The sequence below is a fragment of the Pseudomonas sp. VMV1 genome, from assembly GCF_056790235.1.
This window is the reverse complement of record NZ_JBXGSE010000003.1, coordinates 683,669-700,878: the sequence shown is the minus strand read 5'-3', so window position 1 is coordinate 700,878 and position 17,210 is coordinate 683,669. Positions and strand designations below refer to the sequence as shown.

General features: G+C 65.2%; 17 protein-coding genes and 2 pseudogenes. 7 read left to right on the top strand and 12 right to left on the bottom strand.

Features of this window, described 5'->3' with window-relative positions; genetic code table 11:
- Nucleotides 1–260 precede the first annotated feature (260 nt).
- The 4 genes from ACUCV0_RS13330 to ACUCV0_RS13315 all read right to left on the bottom strand — a co-directional run bounded on the left by ACUCV0_RS13330 (nucleotide 261) and on the right by ACUCV0_RS13315 (nucleotide 4,293).
- Nucleotides 261–1,220, bottom strand: coding sequence for a YihY/virulence factor BrkB family protein (locus ACUCV0_RS13330; RefSeq protein WP_482212898.1), 960 nt, complete (start codon nucleotides 1,218–1,220; stop codon nucleotides 261–263).
- A 127-nt stretch (nucleotides 1,221–1,347) separates the two neighbouring features.
- Complete coding sequence (locus tag ACUCV0_RS13325; protein WP_482212897.1) at nucleotides 1,348–2,190, bottom strand: glycosyltransferase family 2 protein; 843 nt, start codon at nucleotides 2,188–2,190, stop codon at nucleotides 1,348–1,350.
- Nucleotides 2,187–3,224, bottom strand: coding sequence for a hypothetical protein (locus tag ACUCV0_RS13320; RefSeq protein ID WP_482212896.1), 1,038 nt, complete (start codon nucleotides 3,222–3,224; stop codon nucleotides 2,187–2,189). The genes ACUCV0_RS13325 and ACUCV0_RS13320 overlap by 4 nt, the downstream gene beginning before the upstream one ends.
- A complete protein-coding gene (locus ACUCV0_RS13315; RefSeq protein WP_313649188.1) occupies nucleotides 3,217–4,293 on the bottom strand; it encodes a glycosyltransferase in 1,077 nt (358 codons plus the stop codon). Before ACUCV0_RS13315 ends, ACUCV0_RS13320 begins: the two co-directional genes overlap by 8 nt.
- Nucleotides 4,294–4,480: 187 nt before the next feature.
- Here ACUCV0_RS13315 and ACUCV0_RS13310 point away from each other — a divergent pair, with 187 nt between their 5' ends.
- Nucleotides 4,481–5,212 (top strand): glutathione S-transferase, encoded by a 732-nt coding sequence (locus tag ACUCV0_RS13310; RefSeq protein WP_271653372.1) that lies wholly within the window; start codon nucleotides 4,481–4,483, stop codon nucleotides 5,210–5,212.
- A gap of 49 nt (nucleotides 5,213–5,261) precedes the next feature.
- On the opposite strand, the gene ACUCV0_RS13305 is transcribed toward ACUCV0_RS13310, so the two are convergent.
- The gene (locus ACUCV0_RS13305) at nucleotides 5,262–5,453 is read right to left on the bottom strand and encodes a CsbD family protein (protein WP_271653373.1); all 192 of its coding nucleotides are present in this window, start codon (nucleotides 5,451–5,453) and stop codon (nucleotides 5,262–5,264) included.
- Nucleotides 5,454–5,697: 244 nt separating this feature from the next.
- Here ACUCV0_RS13305 and gloA point away from each other — a divergent pair, with 244 nt between their 5' ends.
- Both gloA and ACUCV0_RS13295 read left to right on the top strand, forming a co-directional pair.
- Nucleotides 5,698–6,222: a lactoylglutathione lyase gene (gene gloA, locus ACUCV0_RS13300; protein WP_482212895.1), complete on the top strand. Its 525-nt coding sequence runs from the start codon at nucleotides 5,698–5,700 to the stop codon at nucleotides 6,220–6,222.
- 240 nt (nucleotides 6,223–6,462) lie between these two features.
- Nucleotides 6,463–6,585, top strand: a complete 123-nt coding sequence (locus ACUCV0_RS13295; protein WP_257721103.1) for a hypothetical protein — start codon at nucleotides 6,463–6,465, stop codon at nucleotides 6,583–6,585.
- Nucleotides 6,586–6,627: 42 nt separating this feature from the next.
- Here the strand turns inward: ACUCV0_RS13295 and ACUCV0_RS13290 are convergent.
- Nucleotides 6,628–7,224, bottom strand: a pseudogene (locus tag ACUCV0_RS13290) (methyl-accepting chemotaxis protein); the annotation flags it as partial.
- Nucleotides 7,225–7,530: 306 nt separating this feature from the next.
- Nucleotides 7,531–8,253, bottom strand: a pseudogene (locus tag ACUCV0_RS13285) (MCP four helix bundle domain-containing protein); the annotation flags it as partial.
- 669 nt (nucleotides 8,254–8,922) lie between these two features.
- On the opposite strand from ACUCV0_RS13285, the gene ACUCV0_RS13280 reads away from it, so the two are divergent.
- The 3 genes from ACUCV0_RS13280 to ACUCV0_RS13270 all read left to right on the top strand — a co-directional run bounded on the left by ACUCV0_RS13280 (nucleotide 8,923) and on the right by ACUCV0_RS13270 (nucleotide 12,093).
- Nucleotides 8,923–9,633 (top strand): carbonic anhydrase, encoded by a 711-nt coding sequence (locus ACUCV0_RS13280; RefSeq protein ID WP_059316642.1) that lies wholly within the window; start codon nucleotides 8,923–8,925, stop codon nucleotides 9,631–9,633.
- Nucleotides 9,634–9,843: 210 nt separating this feature from the next.
- The gene (locus tag ACUCV0_RS13275; protein ID WP_482212894.1) at nucleotides 9,844–11,403 is read left to right on the top strand and encodes a SulP family inorganic anion transporter; all 1,560 of its coding nucleotides are present in this window, start codon (nucleotides 9,844–9,846) and stop codon (nucleotides 11,401–11,403) included.
- A 414-nt stretch (nucleotides 11,404–11,817) separates the two neighbouring features.
- Nucleotides 11,818–12,093: an HU family DNA-binding protein gene (locus ACUCV0_RS13270; protein WP_017639309.1), complete on the top strand. Its 276-nt coding sequence runs from the start codon at nucleotides 11,818–11,820 to the stop codon at nucleotides 12,091–12,093.
- A gap of 85 nt (nucleotides 12,094–12,178) precedes the next feature.
- Here the strand turns inward: ACUCV0_RS13270 and ACUCV0_RS13265 are convergent, their stop codons facing one another.
- Complete coding sequence (locus ACUCV0_RS13265; RefSeq protein WP_007161456.1) at nucleotides 12,179–12,346, bottom strand: rubredoxin; 168 nt, start codon at nucleotides 12,344–12,346, stop codon at nucleotides 12,179–12,181.
- 175 nt (nucleotides 12,347–12,521) lie between these two features.
- On the opposite strand from ACUCV0_RS13265, the gene ACUCV0_RS13260 reads away from it, so the two are divergent.
- Nucleotides 12,522–13,670: an MFS transporter gene (locus tag ACUCV0_RS13260; protein WP_313649192.1), complete on the top strand. Its 1,149-nt coding sequence runs from the start codon at nucleotides 12,522–12,524 to the stop codon at nucleotides 13,668–13,670.
- A 54-nt stretch (nucleotides 13,671–13,724) separates the two neighbouring features.
- Here ACUCV0_RS13260 and ACUCV0_RS13255 read toward each other — a convergent pair whose 3' ends face one another.
- From ACUCV0_RS13255 to ACUCV0_RS13240, 4 genes are all read right to left on the bottom strand, one after another.
- Nucleotides 13,725–14,501 (bottom strand): MetQ/NlpA family ABC transporter substrate-binding protein, encoded by a 777-nt coding sequence (locus ACUCV0_RS13255; protein WP_313649184.1) that lies wholly within the window; start codon nucleotides 14,499–14,501, stop codon nucleotides 13,725–13,727.
- 71 nt (nucleotides 14,502–14,572) lie between these two features.
- Complete coding sequence (locus tag ACUCV0_RS13250) at nucleotides 14,573–15,352, bottom strand: MetQ/NlpA family ABC transporter substrate-binding protein (protein WP_271655878.1); 780 nt, start codon at nucleotides 15,350–15,352, stop codon at nucleotides 14,573–14,575.
- A 104-nt stretch (nucleotides 15,353–15,456) separates the two neighbouring features.
- Entirely contained in the window at nucleotides 15,457–16,122 is a 666-nt protein-coding gene (locus tag ACUCV0_RS13245) for a methionine ABC transporter permease (RefSeq protein WP_017639302.1), read from the bottom strand.
- Nucleotides 16,122–17,129, bottom strand: coding sequence for an ATP-binding cassette domain-containing protein (locus tag ACUCV0_RS13240; protein ID WP_313649183.1), 1,008 nt, complete (start codon nucleotides 17,127–17,129; stop codon nucleotides 16,122–16,124). Before ACUCV0_RS13240 ends, ACUCV0_RS13245 begins: the two co-directional genes overlap by 1 nt.
- Nucleotides 17,130–17,210 lie beyond the last annotated feature (81 nt).

The following is a 17,210-nucleotide window of genomic DNA, read 5'->3' as shown; positions in this document are numbered from 1 at the left end:
GCCCAGACCCACAGCGTGGAAAACCGCCTGGCGTTTTCCACAATCAGGGTCGCTGGTGAACGGTGGATAAGGCGGGCGCCGTTATCCACCCTACGGTCTGCTGACTTATCGCGGTCACGGGTCGCCGTAGGTTGGGTTGAGCGCAGCGAAGCCCAACAGGTCTCGCCTCACGGTGCTGGCCCTGTTGGGCTTCGACGGTGAAGCAGTCTCAGCCCAACGATCATGGCTGCGATTGGCTCGCGTGAACACAGCTATTCCTGCTAGCGCTTCACTACCCGTGCCTCACCCACCACGCCTTCTTCCTGGTTAGCCTGAATCTCTTCGTCGGCTTCCACCCCACCATCGCCCGGCGTCTTCTCGCCCTTTTCCTTGCCTTCGTCACTGTGGTGCTCGATCACCGCATTGATTTCCGCGCCGAACAGCAGCACTGCTGAAGAAAGATAGAAGTACAGCAGCAGCACGATGATGGCGCCGATGCTGCCGTAGGTGGCGTTGTAGTTGGCGAAATTCTGCACGTAGTAGCCAAAGCCCAGGGATGCCAGGATCCAGACCACCACCGCCAGCACCGAGCCGGGGGTGATGAAGCGAAAGCTCTGCTTCACGTCCGGGGTGACGTAGTAGAGCGCCGCCACGGCGATCATCAGCAGGAACACCGCCAGCGGCCAGCGAATCAGCGCCCAGAGTGTCACCATATAGTCTTCCAGCCCCACATAGGCGGCCAGCCAGTTCATCACCTGGGGCCCCAGCACCATCAACGCCGCGGCGCTGAGCAGCAGGCCAGCGAGGCCGATGGTGTGCAGCACCGACAGCGGGATGCGCTTCCAGGACGGGCGGCTTTCCACCACGTCGTAGGCACTGTTCATGGCGGTCATCAGCGAGCGGAAACCGCCCGAAGCGGACCAGAGCGCAATGATGATACTGAAGGACAGCAGGCCGCCCTGCTGCGTCTGCAGCTGGTCGATGATGGGATTGACCGTGTCCAGCGCGGTGGGCGGCAGCAGGTAGGCAGCCTGTTCGCGCAGGAAGGTGAAGAAATCCGGCAGGTGCAGGAAGCCGATCAGGGCGATCAGGAACAGCAGGAAGGGAAACAGCGAAAACAGCATCTGGTAGGCCAGGGCTGCCGCATAGGTGGGCATGTCGTCAGCAACGAACTCCTGGACGGCACGCTTGATGAGGGTGAACGGCGCAATGCCGCGCAGGTTGAAGGCAAACAAGGACATAACGGCTCCTGACGAACGCTCCCCGGAACGGATTTCTGAGGGCTGTCCGCTAGGGCCTGCGCCCGGCGGCTTTTCAGACCAGCCCTACCTTCAGAGTGGCAGCGGCCGGGTTGGTTGCGCCCAGGTGTCAGAAGCCGGAGCCAGAGGCGTCCCGGCAAGCAGCGACCTCAGCGGCACTGGGCGCCCTGACCATCTCTATTCCGCGGCTTTCATCGAAGTCGATATAGCCGGCGGCGGCGAATTCGCGTAGCCAGCCATCCATGGGCCAGAGCCCCCAGCGTGCCCGAAACCGTCGCGCATTCTCCAGGATGCTGGCGAAGTGATTGAGCGGCGGATGGTAGGTGGGATGATACTGGTGGAAGGCCCGCGCCTCGGTTTGATAGACGGGCACCTCGGCTTCGCGGGCACGAAAGGCGAAGTCGGTGTCTTCACCACCATAGCCTCGATAGCCCTCGTCGAAACCACCGATGCGGTTGAAGGTGGCACGGGTGCAGGCGAAATTCAGCGACCAGAACAGTGGATGGGGAATCGCTTCCCCGCTCGGACGATCCCGGTGCAGCGGATGGACGACGCCGGTGGCGAGCAACTCGCCGGGTGTCCAATCGCCATCCGCGATGCCGGCCGGCAGGTAGTGGACGAACCCCTGGTGCAGCGCCTCGGGGCGCACTGTCAGCGCCTGACGATAGGCATCGAGCAATGCCGGTGCGGGGATGCAGTCCACATCGAGAAACACCAGCTCTTCCCCCGGCGCGGCCGCCACGGCCGCATTGCGGGCGGCAGCCAGGGGCAGGATGCCGTCGCCCTCGACGTGGAGCACCTGGATTGGAAAGCCTGGGCTGTGCAGTGCCCGCGGTGGCTCGTTCATCTGCACCACCACCAGGGCGGCAGGCGGCGTTGGAGCCAACTCCAGACCCCGGATGAGATTGGCCAGTTGTCGTTCGCGGCCATGGACCAGGGTCAGGACGATCATGCCAGCACCTCCCGGGCGACTGCCTGGATGCAGGCCGCCGCGCGCTGGGCGCCTTCGCCGTCGCTTACCAGAGTCCAGCGCCCGGGATCGAGCTGACGCGCCCTGGCCAGCAGTCCCGGCCAGGCGTCGGCAACGGGCCAGGACTCGCAGGTCACCGCCAGCCCCTGCTCGGCCAGACGGCGACCGGTGGACAGCTGTTCATCGAACGGCCGGGCTTCCGGCAGGCAGACGAAGCGGCAACGCAGATCGGCCAGCTCCGCCACCAGACTGTCGCCAGCGGAGCCGACCACCACTTCGGCAGTGGTCAGCCAGGGGCCGGGATAGGCGACGCTGCCAAGGAAGCGCAGATTGGCCGGCGCTGGCGTGGCGTCGTCTCCCACCGGGCCCAGCACCGTCCAGTGCCACTCGGGACAGGCCTGGGCCGCCGCGGCCAGTCGCGCGCGGCTGAAGGCGGTGCCGCCATGGCCGGCGATGACGGTAACCGTGCCGGGTTCGCGCACGCTGTCGAGCCGTTGCCCGGCATAGCGCGACAGGCTGCCGGCATAGCAGGTCTTGGCCCGCCAGGCGGCCGGGGTAGCGGGCTCTTCCAGGAGATCCGGATAGGGCGCCAGCAGGCGGCTGGCGCTGGCATAGGCCAGTTCGTGGGCCGCATCGAAGCGACTGCCGCGTTGGCGCAGATAGATCGTCGGTACGCCGCACAGCCGCGCCAGCAGCGCCACCTCCACCGAGACATCGACCACCAGCAGGCAGGGCCAGGCCTGGCGGAACCAGTCCACCAGCAGGCCCATGCGCTCGCGCAGTCCTTCCACGCCCAACGGCGCGTAGTGCAGGCAGGTGAAGGCTTCGCCCTCGACACCAGGGGCCACGTCGGGCGGCAGCGGGCAGAGCTGGACGTTGGGCAGTTCCACCCGCTCGGGCAGGCGACTGCCGAACAAGGTCAGGGCGCCATCGAAGGCGGCGGCGATGGCCAGGGCACGGGTCACGTGACCGGCGCCGTGATGGTGGGCGTAGTAGCCGATGCTCAGTTCAGCCACGGACCACCCGGCCAGCGGCGACATCGGCGAGCAGGCGCTCATAGCGATCGATCATCAGGCGATGGCTCCATTGAGCCTCGGCCCTTGCCCGACAGGCCTCGCGGGACAGCGACAGGGCCTCGCGCAGGGCCGCGGCCAGGGCCGGAACATCGCCCGGCGGGGCCAGGGCGCCAGTTTCGGCAGTGAGCAACTCGGGCAGGGCGCCGCGCGCGAAGGCCGCTACCGGTGTGCCGCAGGCCAGGGCCTCGGCGACGATCAGGCCGAAGGGCTCATCCCAGCAGGGAGTGACCAGGCAGGCGCGCGCCTGAGCCACCTCGGCCGACAGCGCGGTCCGATTCAGATGGCCCAGGTAGACCGCCTGCTCCCCCAGGCGTGGCTCGATCTCCTGGCGGAAGTAGCGCTCGTCGGTGACCTGCCCGGCCAGGCGCAGTGGCACACCGGCCTCCCGCGCGGCATCCAGCGCCAGGTGGGGGCCCTTGTCCGGCACCAGGCGACCGAACCAGAGCGCATGGTCGCCAATCGGGGCGCTGCCCGGTCGCCAGGCGTCGAGATCGATCCCGTTGGGGATCACATGACAGGCCGTCGCCAGGTGCGCCCAACTGTGGGCATTGGCCTGGGACACGGTGCAGTAATGACCGCCCCCGCGCCGATGCAGCTCGCCGATGGCATTGATCAGCTCGAAGAAGGGCGGGGTGTGCAGCACGGTGAGCATGGGCGTACGGATCAGCCCGGACATGGTCACCGGCACATAGTGCAGGGAGTTGTTGAAGATGACGTCGAAGCCATGGCTGTCGATGCGCTGCAGGCAGTCGAGATAGCCATGGTGCTCGTCGAGGTATTCGGAGCTGAGCACGCCACGCTTGCGCCGGCAGCCGTCCGCGCCGTAATTGCCATCGTCGAGGATGGGCACTACCTCCAGCTCGGGCGCTGAGGCGGAGCTGGCGAACAGGGTCACCGCATGGCCACGCTCGCGCAGCTGCAGGGTGATGTCATAGGTAAAGGCTTCGAGACCACCGGCGAAGGGCTGGCGTACCGGGTGCTTCACGTGGGTGAGAATGCCTATGCGCATGGAACCGTCCGCCTGCTGTTGCCCGTCATCCCACCGTCCTCATCGCTAGCCGCTGGTTGATAGGAGTCTCAGCGATGGGAATTGGTTGTGCGCTTCGTCGTGAAAGGCGCACGACAGGCAAACCTTCGAACCGACCCGACGGTCACGACTCCTGGATCCGTAAATCTGGCAGACGACGGAGGTTCCCATGCGTTACGAACTGCACTACTGGCCCAGCATCCAGGGCCGCGGCGAATTCGTCCGACTGGCGCTCGAAGAAGCCGGCGCGGACTATCTCGATGTCGGCAATGCGCCGGAAGACAAGGGACTGGGCGTGCCGGCCATGAAGCCCTATCTGGAGGGAGACCAGACCCGGCGTCCGCCCTTCGCGCCACCCTTTCTCAAGGCAGGCGACGAGGTCATTTCCCATGTCGCCAATATCCTCCAGTACCTGGGACCACGGCTGGACCTGGTGCCAACCGACGAGCAATCCCAGTTCTGGGTGCATGGCTTGCAGCTGACCATCACCGACCTCACCGCCGAGGCCCATGACGTCCATCATCCGGTGGCCATTTCCCTGACCTATGAAGAACAGAAGGAAGAAGCCCGGCGTCGAGCCAAGGCCTTTGCCGGTGAGCGAATCCGTACCTACCTGAGCTATTTCGAACGCGTGCTGGGTTACAACCCGGCCGGTGATACCTGGCTGGTAGGCGAGCGTCGCTCCTATGTCGACCTATCGCTGTTCCAGGTGGTGGCCGGCCTGACCTATGCCTTCCCCAATGCCATGCGCCGTCTCGCCCCGGAGATTCCGCGGGTCCTGGCGGTGGCCGAGCGGGTCGCGGCCCTGCCCAACATCGCCGCCTACCTCGCCTCGTCGCGCCGTCTGCCGTTCAACGAGAACGGTATTTTCCGCCATTATCCGGAGCTGGATCCGGTCTGACGGGCAATAAAAAGGCCGCCCTCAGGCGGCCTTTTCATACTGGCTGGACTCAGGCGCGATCGATGGTGTCTTTGACCGCTTCCTTGCCCTTGCCGACATTCTTCTGCAGTTTGCCTTCGGCTTCCTGGGTACGACCCTCGCCTTTCATGCGCGAGTTGTCGGTAGCGTCGCCAACACTCTGCTTGACCTTGCCGGTCACTTCTTTGGCGGTACCCTTGATCTTGTCGCTGGTGCTGCTCATATCAGTCTCCTTGGGGTCGCACAGGCAGTGCGCTTGTAAAATCCGACTGCGGTTCTGGCCGCCTGGTTTCGACCACTCGTCGTACAGCGCTGCGGTGACAGGGCCAGGAAGCTTTGGGCAGCCGCGCCGGAAGCCTTTAGACTGCCCGCCCTTTTTCGTGAGCGACTGCCCAGGCGCCACCCGTTATGGGAACGTTGCGCCGAGGCCGTCTCTCCAATTGCCACACCCTCACAGGAGAATCCTGATGTCGCTGAGCCAATTCGACAACCTGCCGGGCGTGACCGCCCAGCCCGACGCCGCCACCCGTGAGTTCGTCTTCAACCACACCATGCTGCGGGTCAAGAACCTGGAGACCTCGCTGGACTTCTACACCCGCGTGCTGGGTTTCACCGTGGTTGACCACAAGGACTTCCCGGATGCCAAGTTCAGCCTGACCTTCCTTGCCCTGGTCGACCGCAATCAGGTGCCGGCAGACCCGGAGGGCCGTCAGCGCTGGCGCAAGTCCACCCCGGGCATCCTCGAACTGACCCATAACCATGGCACCGAGAACGATGCCGCCTTCAGCTACCACAACGGCAACAGCGATCCGCGCGGCTTCGGCCACACCTGCGTGGCGGTCCCAGACATCCGGGCGGCCTGCGAGCGTTTCGAGCAACTGGGCGTGGCCTTCCAGAAGCGCCTGACCGATGGCAGCATGAAGGAAATCGCCTTCATCAAGGACCCCGACGGCTACTGGGTCGAAGTCATCCAGTTCACCCCGCTGTCCTGATTCCTCCGGGCCCGGCATCCGTCGGGCCCGCCCCTTTTCCGCTAGAACAATCGCTGACAATCCAGGGCTCGACCGCTACCGGCTGGCTACCCGCCCTTGCGGCCCTGGGCCGCACCGAACCGGGTATGGCTTTACCTATCTTTACGCTTTCCTGGCATGACGTCGCCGCTGTCACAGGGGAAAATTGACCCTGGGCGCCTCCCGTGGCGCCGGTTCTCGTTCTCGGAGCTACCTGACGTCATGACGACCTGTCCTACCCCGCGCCGCCCTCGCCTTGGATCCCTACTGCTGTCCTTTCTCGCCTCGCCCCTGGGCCTGCTGGTGGTGCTGACCGGCGTGCTGCAACTGCTCAGTCCCGACTAGCCCTGAAGCGCCCAGCCACCGAGGCGGCTGGGCGCGCCAGCATTACAGGCGGAAGCGGGCTACCAGGCCGTTGAGATCGATGGCCAGGCGCGACAGCTCGGCGCTCGCCGCGCTGGACTGCTCGGCACCCGCGGCGGTCTGGATCGACAGCTCGCGGATGTTCACCAGGTTGCGATCCACTTCGCGGGCCACCTGGGCCTGCTCTTCCGCCGCGCTGGCGATGACCAGGTTGCGCTCGTTGATGCCGCCGATGGCGCCATGGATGCGCTCCAGGGCACTGCCGGCGCCCCGTGCCACTTCCAGGGTGGACTGGGCGCGCTCGGTGCTGCTGCGCATGGCCGCCACCGCCTGGCCGGTGCCCTGCTGAATGGTGCCGATGGAGGTCTCGATCTCGCGGGTCGATTCCTGGGTGCGATGGGCCAGTGCCCGTACCTCGTCGGCCACCACGGCGAATCCACGACCGGCCTCGCCGGCGCGTGCGGCCTCGATGGCGGCGTTGAGCGCCAGCAGGTTGGTCTGCTCGGCCACATTGCGGATCACATCCAGTACCTTGCCGATGTCGTTGACCTGCACCGCCAGGTCGCCCACCAGGGTGGCGCCATGCTGGACGTCGTCGCTCATCGTGGCGATGGCGCCCACGGTTTCCTGGACCAGATCGCGGCCGTCACGGGCCACAGTGGCGGATTCCTGGGAGGCCTGGGAGGTGTTGACGGCATTGCGCGCCACCTCCTCTACCGCCGAAGACATCTGGGTCACGGCCGTGGCGGCCTGCTCGATCTCGGCGTTCTGGCGCTGCAGACCGCGGCTCGATTCCTCGGTCACGGCATTGAGCTCTTCGGCCGCCGAGGCGAGCTGGGTGGCGGAGCCAAGGATGCCCTGCAGCGTCTGGCGCAGCTGGCCCTGCATGGTCTTCATGGCCTGCAACAGGCGCGCGGCCTCGTCGCGACCCTCGCTGTGGATCTCCTCGGAGAGGTCCCCGGTCGCGATCACCTCGGCTGCCCGGACGGCCCGGGCGATGGGCTGGGTGATGCTACGGATCAGCAGCCAGGCGAAGACCACGGTGAGAACGGCGGTGGCCGCCAGCAGCAGCACCAGCCACTGGATGGCATGGCGATAGTCGCTGGCGGCCTGGGCGTTGGCCGCACCGGTCTGCTGATCCACCAGGTCGGTGAGTTGCTTGAGCACCGTGTTGACCGCGTCGGAGTTGGCCAGCAGGTCTTCGTTGAGCAGGCGCCGCAGGGGCTCCAGCTGATCGGCGGCGGAAAATGCCAGCATGCGCTGCTGCAGGCTGTCGTACTGGGTGATCAGTTGGCCATAGCGGCCATAGGCGGTGCGCTCCTCGTCGGACTGGATCAGCGCCTCGTAGCGCTGCTGAGCGGCGCGCATCTGGCCGTTACGTTGTTGGAACAGCGCCTGGGTCTTGGCGATGATCTCCGGCTCGCGATTGAGCAGCAGGCGATAGGACAGCACCCGCAGGCGCAGGGTCAGGGCGGTCAGTTCGTCGAGCGCGGCCACGCGGGGCATTGCGCGGTCTTCGATGGCCAGGCCCGAGGTGCGGATGTCGTTCATCTTGACCAGGGCGGTGCCGCCGAGCAGTAGCAGCAGCAGACCGATAAAGGTGAAACCGAGCGTGGCACGCCGCGCGATGGAGAGGTTGCGAAAGGACATGGAAAGTTTCCGTTGAGCCTGGAAAGCTCCTCCTATCGACCAGCAGGCGCCAATCCTGAGACCGGCTATCGGCCTGAATCCGGACAACCTGCAGGTGCAACGCCTGAGCAAAGCCGCCAAACCCTTGTCCGATAGGGCATTGGAGCTATTGAAAGGCTGGCGAAAGGTCTAGGCTGCGGCACTGTGCCGCAGATCACAGGCTGAAAGGAAACGTCGTCCGAGCCGGGCAATATCCGCCAGCGGCATTGCGTTCACATTTTTGCACATCTCTCGCAAGCCCCTGATCGCCAAGGAAATCTCTTCAGCTATCGCGATTCACGTTTTCTTCACGGGGAAAAGCGCGATCCGGTGGCGAAATGTCGAGTTCGTGCAGATAAAAGGTCTAAATGCACTGATCGTGTTGCGATAATGGCGGTATGATCTCAGTAGTAGTTTGAAATATCTTCTGCGTTGTCGGTCACGAGCGATTGTTTCAGCGTGGATTAAGGTTGTGTTCACCAAGATGCGACACCGGGTGCCGGGACGCTGCCCGAATACGCGATGGATCGCCAGACAATGAAGCCACCAGAGCCCGAGAGGCCGGGGCGTATCGAGGCGATGCCAGGGGGCGTCTAGCCACTAACCAGCGCTTGCCGCTGCCATTGCGTACTTGAGAGAGGTCAGAAACAGATGAGCGACAACACGGATACCCCCTTCGGCGCACCCGACGAGGCCCTCCTGCAGCTGGTCGATGGTTTCAAGCGTTTCCGCCAGGATGTCTTTCCCGAACAGGAAGCGCTGTTCAAGAAACTCGCCAGTGCGCAGTCGCCCAAGGCCATGTTCATCACCTGTGCCGACTCGCGGATCGTCCCGGAACTGATCACCCAGAGTTCGCCGGGCGACCTGTTCGTGACCCGTAACGTCGGCAACGTGGTGCCTCCCTACGGCCAGATGAACGGCGGCGTCTCCACCGCCATTGAATACGCGGTCGTGGCCCTGGGCGTGAAGCACATCATCATCTGCGGCCATTCCGACTGTGGCGCCATGAAGGCGGTGCTCAATCCCGATCCGCTGGAAAAGATGCCGACGGTAAAGGTCTGGCTGCGCCATGCCGAGGTCGCCCGTACCGTGGTCGAGGACCACAGCCATTGCGACTGCGGCCACGGCGGCACCCTGGGTTTCCTGACCGAGGAAAACGTGGTGGCCCAGCTGGTGCACCTGCGCACCCACCCCTCGGTGGCGTCGCGTCTGGCCAGCGGTCAGCTGCAGATCCACGGCTGGGTCTATTCCATCGAGACCAGCGAGATCAAGGCGTACGACGCCCAACAGGAGCGCTTCCTGCCCCTGGACGGCGAAAACATGCCGGTCGCCACCCCGCGTCCGCGCTTGCAACAGGCCTGATCTACCGCGGCCACCCGGTTCGCCGGCTGGCCGCCTTGAGACGGATCAACCGATCCGCCCCTATAACAGCGCACCGCGCAGGGCGATCCACTCTTGGGGCTCCACGGGGACCGTCCACCCTTCCGCTAGCCGCTTGAATCCCGAACCGTGTCATATGACGTGATATGACGCGCGGGCACCCTTTTCCCTAGTCGCTGGAGGACCAGGACCATGCTTGGCAATCAACAGACCCCGGGGCGCAACCTGTCGCGCGATGCCCTGGCTTCACTCGTGGTGTTTCTGGTCGCCCTGCCGCTGTGCATGGGGATCGCCATCGCCTCCGGCATGCCGCCGGCCAAGGGCATCATCACCGGCATCATCGGTGGCCTGGTGGTCGGCTTTCTCGCCGGCTCGCCGTTGCAGGTCAGTGGTCCCGCCGCCGGCCTGGTGGTGCTGGTGTTCGACCTGATCAACCGGCACGGCATCGAGGCCCTGGGCCCGGTACTGCTGCTGGCCGGTCTCCTGCAGCTCGTCGCCGGTCTCACCCGGCTGGGCGCCTGGTTCCGCGTCACCTCGCCGGCGGTGGTCTACGGCATGCTGGCCGGCATCGGTATCCTGATCGTGCTCTCGCAATTGCACGTGATGCTGGACGCCAAACCGGCGGCGTCGGGTCTTTCCAACCTGCTGGCCTTCCCGGGTGCCGCCATCACCGCGGCCGGCCAGTGGAACGGCAGTGGTAGCGGCGCCCAGGCGGCGCTGATCGGCCTGCTGACCATCGCCAGCATGTGGCTATGGGAGAAATTCCGCCCGCAGACGCTGCGCTTCCTGCCGGGCGCCCTGATCGGCGTGACCCTGGCTACCCTGGCCAGCCTCTGGCTGGCGCTGGACATCCGCCGCGTGGAAGTGCCAAACAATCTGGCCGATGCCATCGATTGGGTGACCTTCGCCGATCTCGGCATGCTGGCCAACGCCGAACTGGTGGTGGCCGCCCTGGCGCTGGCCTTCATCGCCAGTGCCGAGACCCTACTCTCGGCCGCCGCGGTGGATCGCATGCACAACGGGCCGCGCTCGCACTTCGACCGCGAACTGGGCGCTCAGGGCATCGGCAATCTGCTGTGTGGTGCCGTTGGCGCCCTGCCGATGACCGGGGTCATCGTACGCAGCTCGGCCAACGTCCAGGCCGGTGCCACCAGTCGCGCCTCCACCATCTTTCACGGCCTTTGGCTGCTGGCCTTCGTCGCCGCCCTGCCCTTCGTGCTCAAGCTGGTGCCGGTAGCGAGTCTGGCGGGGGTGCTGGTGTTCACCGGCATCAAACTGGCCGATCCCAAGTCGCTGACCGGTCTCAAGCGCTACGGCCGGGCGCCCATGGCCATCTATGCCCTGACCGCACTGATGATCGTCGCCACCGACCTGCTCACCGGGGTGCTGGTGGGCTTCGGCCTGTCGATCGCCTTCCTCGCCGTCAAGGCGGCGCAGCTCAAGGTCAGCCTGACCTATCGTGAGGACGAACCCACGCAGGCTGAACTGCGCCTGGTGGGCGCCGCGACCTTCCTACGCGTGCCTCAGCTGACCAAGGTACTGGACCAGGTCAAGCCGGGCACCACCCTGCATGTGCCGCTGGATCGCGTGTCCTACATCGACCATGCCTGCATGGAGCTCCTGGAGGACTGGGGGCGGACCCAGGCAAGCAATGGCATGCGACTGGTGATCGAGCCCAAGGCGCTGGAGCGGCGCCTGGAAGGTCAGGCGCCAGCCGGGCAATCGGTGATGTCGACTCAGGTTCCGGCCTGATCCAGGGTGGCGGAGCGTCCGGACGACGCTCCGCCACCTTTGTCTATCCATCGCAAATCGTTGCAAGACGTTACTACCCGAAAGCGCCCGCCCCTGCCGCTACAGTGGCTTGCCAGAGCCCCTCGCCGTCATCCCTGCCACTCTCGCCCCAGCCATATCGCGGACATTCTGTCCACAAATAACGGCCAAAATCCCCGTTGAACACCAAAGTTGGTGTCGGTCATCCTACCAACGGCTAATAGTCTGCTAATTAACTTTCGCTCTTCTCAGCTTTGCCTTATAACGCTATCTGGTTCGACTTTTGTCGCACCAATGATCTTTGTGTCGGGCCACCCTCTATCTCGGGGGTAATCGCTTTGCCAGGAAAGCCATGCGACGCCCACACGGCTAAAAATGACTCCACGAGAGGTAGCTATGCGCAAGCCTGAATTGGCGACTGTGATCGCTGAAAAAGTCGGACTTCCAAAGGAACAGGCCAACGTCGTGCTCAACACGCTGTTGGACGAGATTGCGAATGCGCTGCACCGCAAGGACAGTGTGACGCTGGTCGGCTTCGGTACCTTCTTGCCGCGTCATCGCGGTGCCCGCATGGGGAAGAATCCCCAGACCGGCGAGCCGGTCAAGATTCGTGCGAGCAACACGGTGGCGTTCAAGCCCGGCAAGGCGCTGAAGGACAGCATCGAAGGCTGATAATCAGACGGCACGGATGGCCGCTACAGCCAAAAGGCATCGCATCGTGCGATGCCTTTTTTGTTTCCGCAGGAAGCGGCGACGATCAGCCGATGGCGATCATCTCGAAATCGCCCTTGCCCACGCCGCAATCCGGGCACAGCCAGTCTTCGGGCACATCTTCCCAACGCGTCCCCGGCGCGATGCCGTCATCCGGCCAGCCCAGGGCTTCGTCATAGATATAGCCGCACACGATGCACTGCCATTTCCGCATGTTCTGTTATCTCTCAACCGGCTTCAGGTAGCGCGCACGCTACGCGAAAGCCCGGCAAAGGCCAACCGTGCCGGAACCCGTACGGGTGTCGCCGTCGCCGCGACCCACGCTCCGCGACTATCCGCGATCCGCTTTCATCAGATAGGCTGAATCCATGAATTCCCCGTCTTCCTCCATGCCCTGGGCCATCTATTTCGCCGTGCTGGGTAGCGTCATCAGTGTCGGCCTGGCCATCGGCCTGTCGATGCCGCTGGTCTCGCTGCGGCTGGAGAGCTGGGGCTATGGCAGCTTCGCCATTGGCGTCATGGCCGCATCGCCGGCCCTCGGCATCCTCACCGGCGCCAGCCTGGCGGGCCGCCTGGCCGCGCGAGTCGGCACGCCACGACTGATGCAGCTGTGCCTGGTGACGGGCGCCGCCTCGCTGATCCTGCTCTCGCTGCTGCCCAGCTATCTGCTGTGGCTGCTGCTGCGCCTGGCCCTGGGCGCCATCCTCACCCTGGTCTTCGTGCTGGGCGAAAGCTGGATGAACCAGGTCATCACCGATCGCTGGCGCGGTCGCCTGGTGGCCCTCTATGGCAGCAGCTATGCCCTGAGCCAGCTGGCCGGACCGCTGCTGCTGGGGGTACTGGGCACCGAGGGCGACCAGGGCTTCTGGCTAGGTGCGCTGCTGATGCTCGGTGGCGCCACCCTGCTGCTCGGTCGCCAAGGCGCCCCGGCGGCCGGCGGCCACACCGCCGCCTGGCAGGCGCTGCTCGACTTCTGCCGTGGCGCCCCGGCCATCGCCTGGGCGGTAGCGCTGTTCGCCTGCTTCGAGGCGATGATCCTTACCCTGCTGCCGGTCTATGCCCTCAACCAGGGCTTCGGCCAGCAACTGGCGCTGTACATGGTCAGCGCCGTGGTGGTGGGCGATGCTCTGCTGCAGCTACCCCTGGGCCTGCTCGCCGACCGCCTCTCCCGGCAGGGACTGTTTCTCGGCTGCACCCTGGGCCTGCTGGCGGTCAGCCTGGCCCTGCCACTGCTGCTGCATACCCCGGGCGTCTGGCCGCTACTGGTGCTGTTCGGCGCCACCGCGGGCGGGCTCTTCACCCTGGCGCTGATCCTGGTGGGCGAGCGCTACCGCGACGCCCAGCTGGTCAGCGCCAATGCCTGCATCGCCCAGCTCTGGGGTCTCGGCTGCCTGGTTGGCCCCCTGGTCACCGGTGCCGCCAGCCAGTGGCTCACCGGTCATGCCCTGCCGCTCCTGATGGCAGCGGGTGCGGCCGTGCTGCTGGTGATCATCGGGCGCAGGGGCAGCGTGCCGGCCACCGCCGAGCCAGCGGCCTGACGAGCACCATGAAAAACGCCGGCACAAGGCCGGCGTTTTTCATTTGGGCAACGCTTAGAACGCCGGGACCACGGCGCCCTTGTACTTCTCTTCGATGAATTGCTTCACCGCCGGAGTGTTCAGCGCCTTGGCCAGCTTCTGCATGGCATCGCTGTCCTTGTTGTCCGGACGGGCGACCAGGATGTTGGCGTAGGGCGATTCCTTGCCTTCCAGCAGCAGGGCGTCCTGGGTCGGATTGAGCTTGGCTTCCAGGGCGTAGTTGGTGTTGATCAGCGCCAGGTCGACCTGATTCAGCACCCGCGGCAGGGTCGCGGCTTCCAGCTCCTTGAACTTGAGCTTCTTGGGATTCTCGGCGATGTCCTTGGGCGTGGCCAGGATGTTGGCGCTGTCCTTGAGCTTGATCAGGCCGGCTTTTTCCAGCAGCAGCAGGGCACGACCGCCGTTGGTGGCGTCGCTGGGGATGGCCACGATGGCGCCCTCGCGGACTTCATCGAGCTTCTTGATCTTCTGCGAGTAGATGCCGAAAGGCTCGACGTGCACCTGGGCCACGGTCACCAGGTCCGTGCCACGGCTCTTGTTGAACTCGTCCAGGTAGGGCTGGTGTTGGAAGAAGTTGGCATCCAGACGCTTCTGGGCCACCTGCAGGTTGGGCTGCACGTAGTCGGTGAAGACCTTGATCTGCAGGTCCACCCCTTCCTTGGCCAGCTGGGGTTTGACGAACTCGAGGATCTCCGCGTGAGGCACCGGGGTGGCGGCGACGCTGAGGGTCTCGGCGGCGTGGGCGGTCAGGCTGGCAGCCAGCAGGGCGGCGGTGGCGAGCAGTTTCTTCATGACAGTTTCCTAAGGCGGGGTGGAACCGCCGGCGCCTCTAGCGAGCGCCGGCGGCAGCTGGAGCGAGGTTCTTAGAACGCGGGCACGACCGCGCCCTGATACTTCTTCTCGATGAATTGCTTCACCTCGGGAGTGGTCAGGGCCTTGGCCAGCTTCTGGATGGCCGGATCGTTGGCCTTGTCGGCGCGGGTGTAGAGCAGGTTGGCGTAGGGCGACTCGCCGCTCTCGATGAAGAGGGCGTCCTTGGTCGGCACCAGCTTGGCTTCCAGCGCGTAGTTGGCGTTGATCAGTGCCAGGTCGACCTGGTTCAGCACGCGCGGCAGGGTCGCGGCTTCCAGCTCCTTGAACTTCAGGTGCTTGGGATTCTCGACGACGTCACGCGGGGTAGCGGTGACGTTGCTCGGATCCTTGAGGGTGATCAGGCCCTGCTTGGCGATCAGCAAGAGCGCACGACCGGAGTTGCTCGGATCGTTGGGGATGGCCACGGTGGCGCCGTCCTTGAGCTCCTTGATGTCCTTGATCTTCTGCGAGTAGGCACCGAAGGGCTCGACGTGCACCGCCACCACCGGCACCTGGTCGCTGCTCGGGTTGCTCTTCTGGTAGCTGGCGTAATAGGGCTTGGTCTGGAAGTAGTTGGCATCCACCTGCTTCTGATCGGTCTGGCGATCAGGCTGGATGTAGTCGGTGAAGACCTTGATCTTCAGGTCCACGCCTTCCTTGGCCAGCTGCGGCTTGATGAATTCCAGGATTTCAGCATGGGGAACCGGATTGACCGCGACGGTCAGGGTCTCGGCCTGGGCGGCGGTGGCAACACTCAGGCCGAAGGCCAGGGACAGCAGGGTACGTTTCAGCGACATCTGGATTTTCCTTTTAAGAAACCGCGAGTGGATGAAGCCTTGGGCTCCGCGGAAAGGGGCCCGCGCTCGGCCGGCGACCTTTCCAGCAAAGCCCGCGATCAACGACGACTGAAATGGGCGACGAGGCGATCGCCGACCATCTGCAGTACCTGGACCAGCACCAGCAGCAAGAGCACCGTGACCACCATGACGTCGGTCTGGAAGCGCTGGTAGCCGAAACGGATGGCCAGATCGCCCAGGCCGCCGCCGCCGATTACCCCGGCCATGGCGGTGTAGGACACCAGGGCGATGGCGGTGACGGTGGTGGCCGCGATCAGCCCCGGCAGGGCCTCGGGCAGCAGGGTGCGGGTGACGATCTGCCAGAGACTGGCACCCATGGCCTGGGTGGCCTCGATGATGCCGCGGTCGACCTCGCGCAGGGCGGTTTCCACCAGCCGGGCAAAGAAGGGTGCGGCGCCCACCACCAGCGGCGGGATGGCGCCCTCGACGCCCAGCGAGGTGCCGATCAGCCAGACCGTGATGGGGATCATCAGGATCAGCAGGATGATGAAGGGCACCGAGCGCAGCACGTTGACCACGAAGGACAGGATGCCGTAGACCAGCGGCTGCTCCAGCAACTGGCGGCGGCTGGTGAGAAACAGCAGCACGCCCAGCGGCAGGCCGAGGATCAGGGTGAAGAGCATGGACCAGCCGAGCATGGCCAGGGTGTCCTGGGTCGCCTGCCAGATCTCGGCCCAGTCGATGTTGCTGAAGAGTTCGTCCATCAGCGCAGGACCTCCACGGTGACGTCGGCGGCCTGGAAGCGAGCCAGGGCGGCGTCCAGATCACCGCCCACCAGGGCGATGGTCAGCTGGCCATAGGGCTCGTCCCGGATGCGGTCGATGCGACCGCCGAGAATGCTGTAGTCCACACCGGTCTCCCGGGCGACGTGGCCCAGCAGCGGTGCATAGGTGGCTTCGCCGCGGAAGGTCAGGCGCAGGATGCGCCCCTCGACGTGGGCATAGGCCTCGGCCAGGTCGGCCTCGTCCTGGTGCTCGGCCTCGAACACGAAGCGGCGGGTGGTGGGATGTTGCGGATGCAGGAAGACATCGGCCACGGTGCCCTGCTCCACCACGGCGCCGCCGTCGAGCACGGCGACCCGGTCGCAGACGCGACGGATCACGTCCATCTCGTGGGTGATCAGCACGATGGTCAGGCCCAGTTCGCGATTGAGCTCGGCGAGCAGTTGCAGCACCTGGGCGGTGGTCTGGGGATCGAGGGCACTGGTGGCCTCGTCGCAGAGCAGGATCTTCGGCTCGGTAGCCAGGGCGCGGGCGATGCCGACGCGCTGTTTCTGGCCACCGGAGAGCTGCGCCGGATACTTGCGTGCCTGGTCGGACAACCCGACCCGCGCCAGCAGCTCCTCGACCCGCTGGGCGATCTGCGCCCGCGAACGGCCACCCGCCAGCTCCAGCGGCAGGGCCACGTTGGCCGCCACGGTCTTGGACGAGAGCAGATTGAAGTGCTGGAAGATCATGCCGATGCGGCGACGGAAATCGCGCAGCTCGCTCGATCCCAGTGCGGTGACCTCGGCACCATCGACCAGCAGGCGACCGCCACTGGGGGCTTCGAGGCGGTTGATCAGGCGCAAGAGGGTACTCTTGCCCGCACCGGAGTGGCCGATCAGGCCGAAGATCTCGCCGGCGTCGATCCTCAGGTCGACCGGCTGGAGCGCCGCGACCTCGCGACCGCGCGTGCGGTACGTCTTGTGGACAGCGTGGAATTCAATCAATGGAAAAACCTTGAGTGTTTCGTAAGACGGCAGGATGGAGATCCAGCCGCGCAGTTTAACGCGAGCGCTTATATCTGCTTA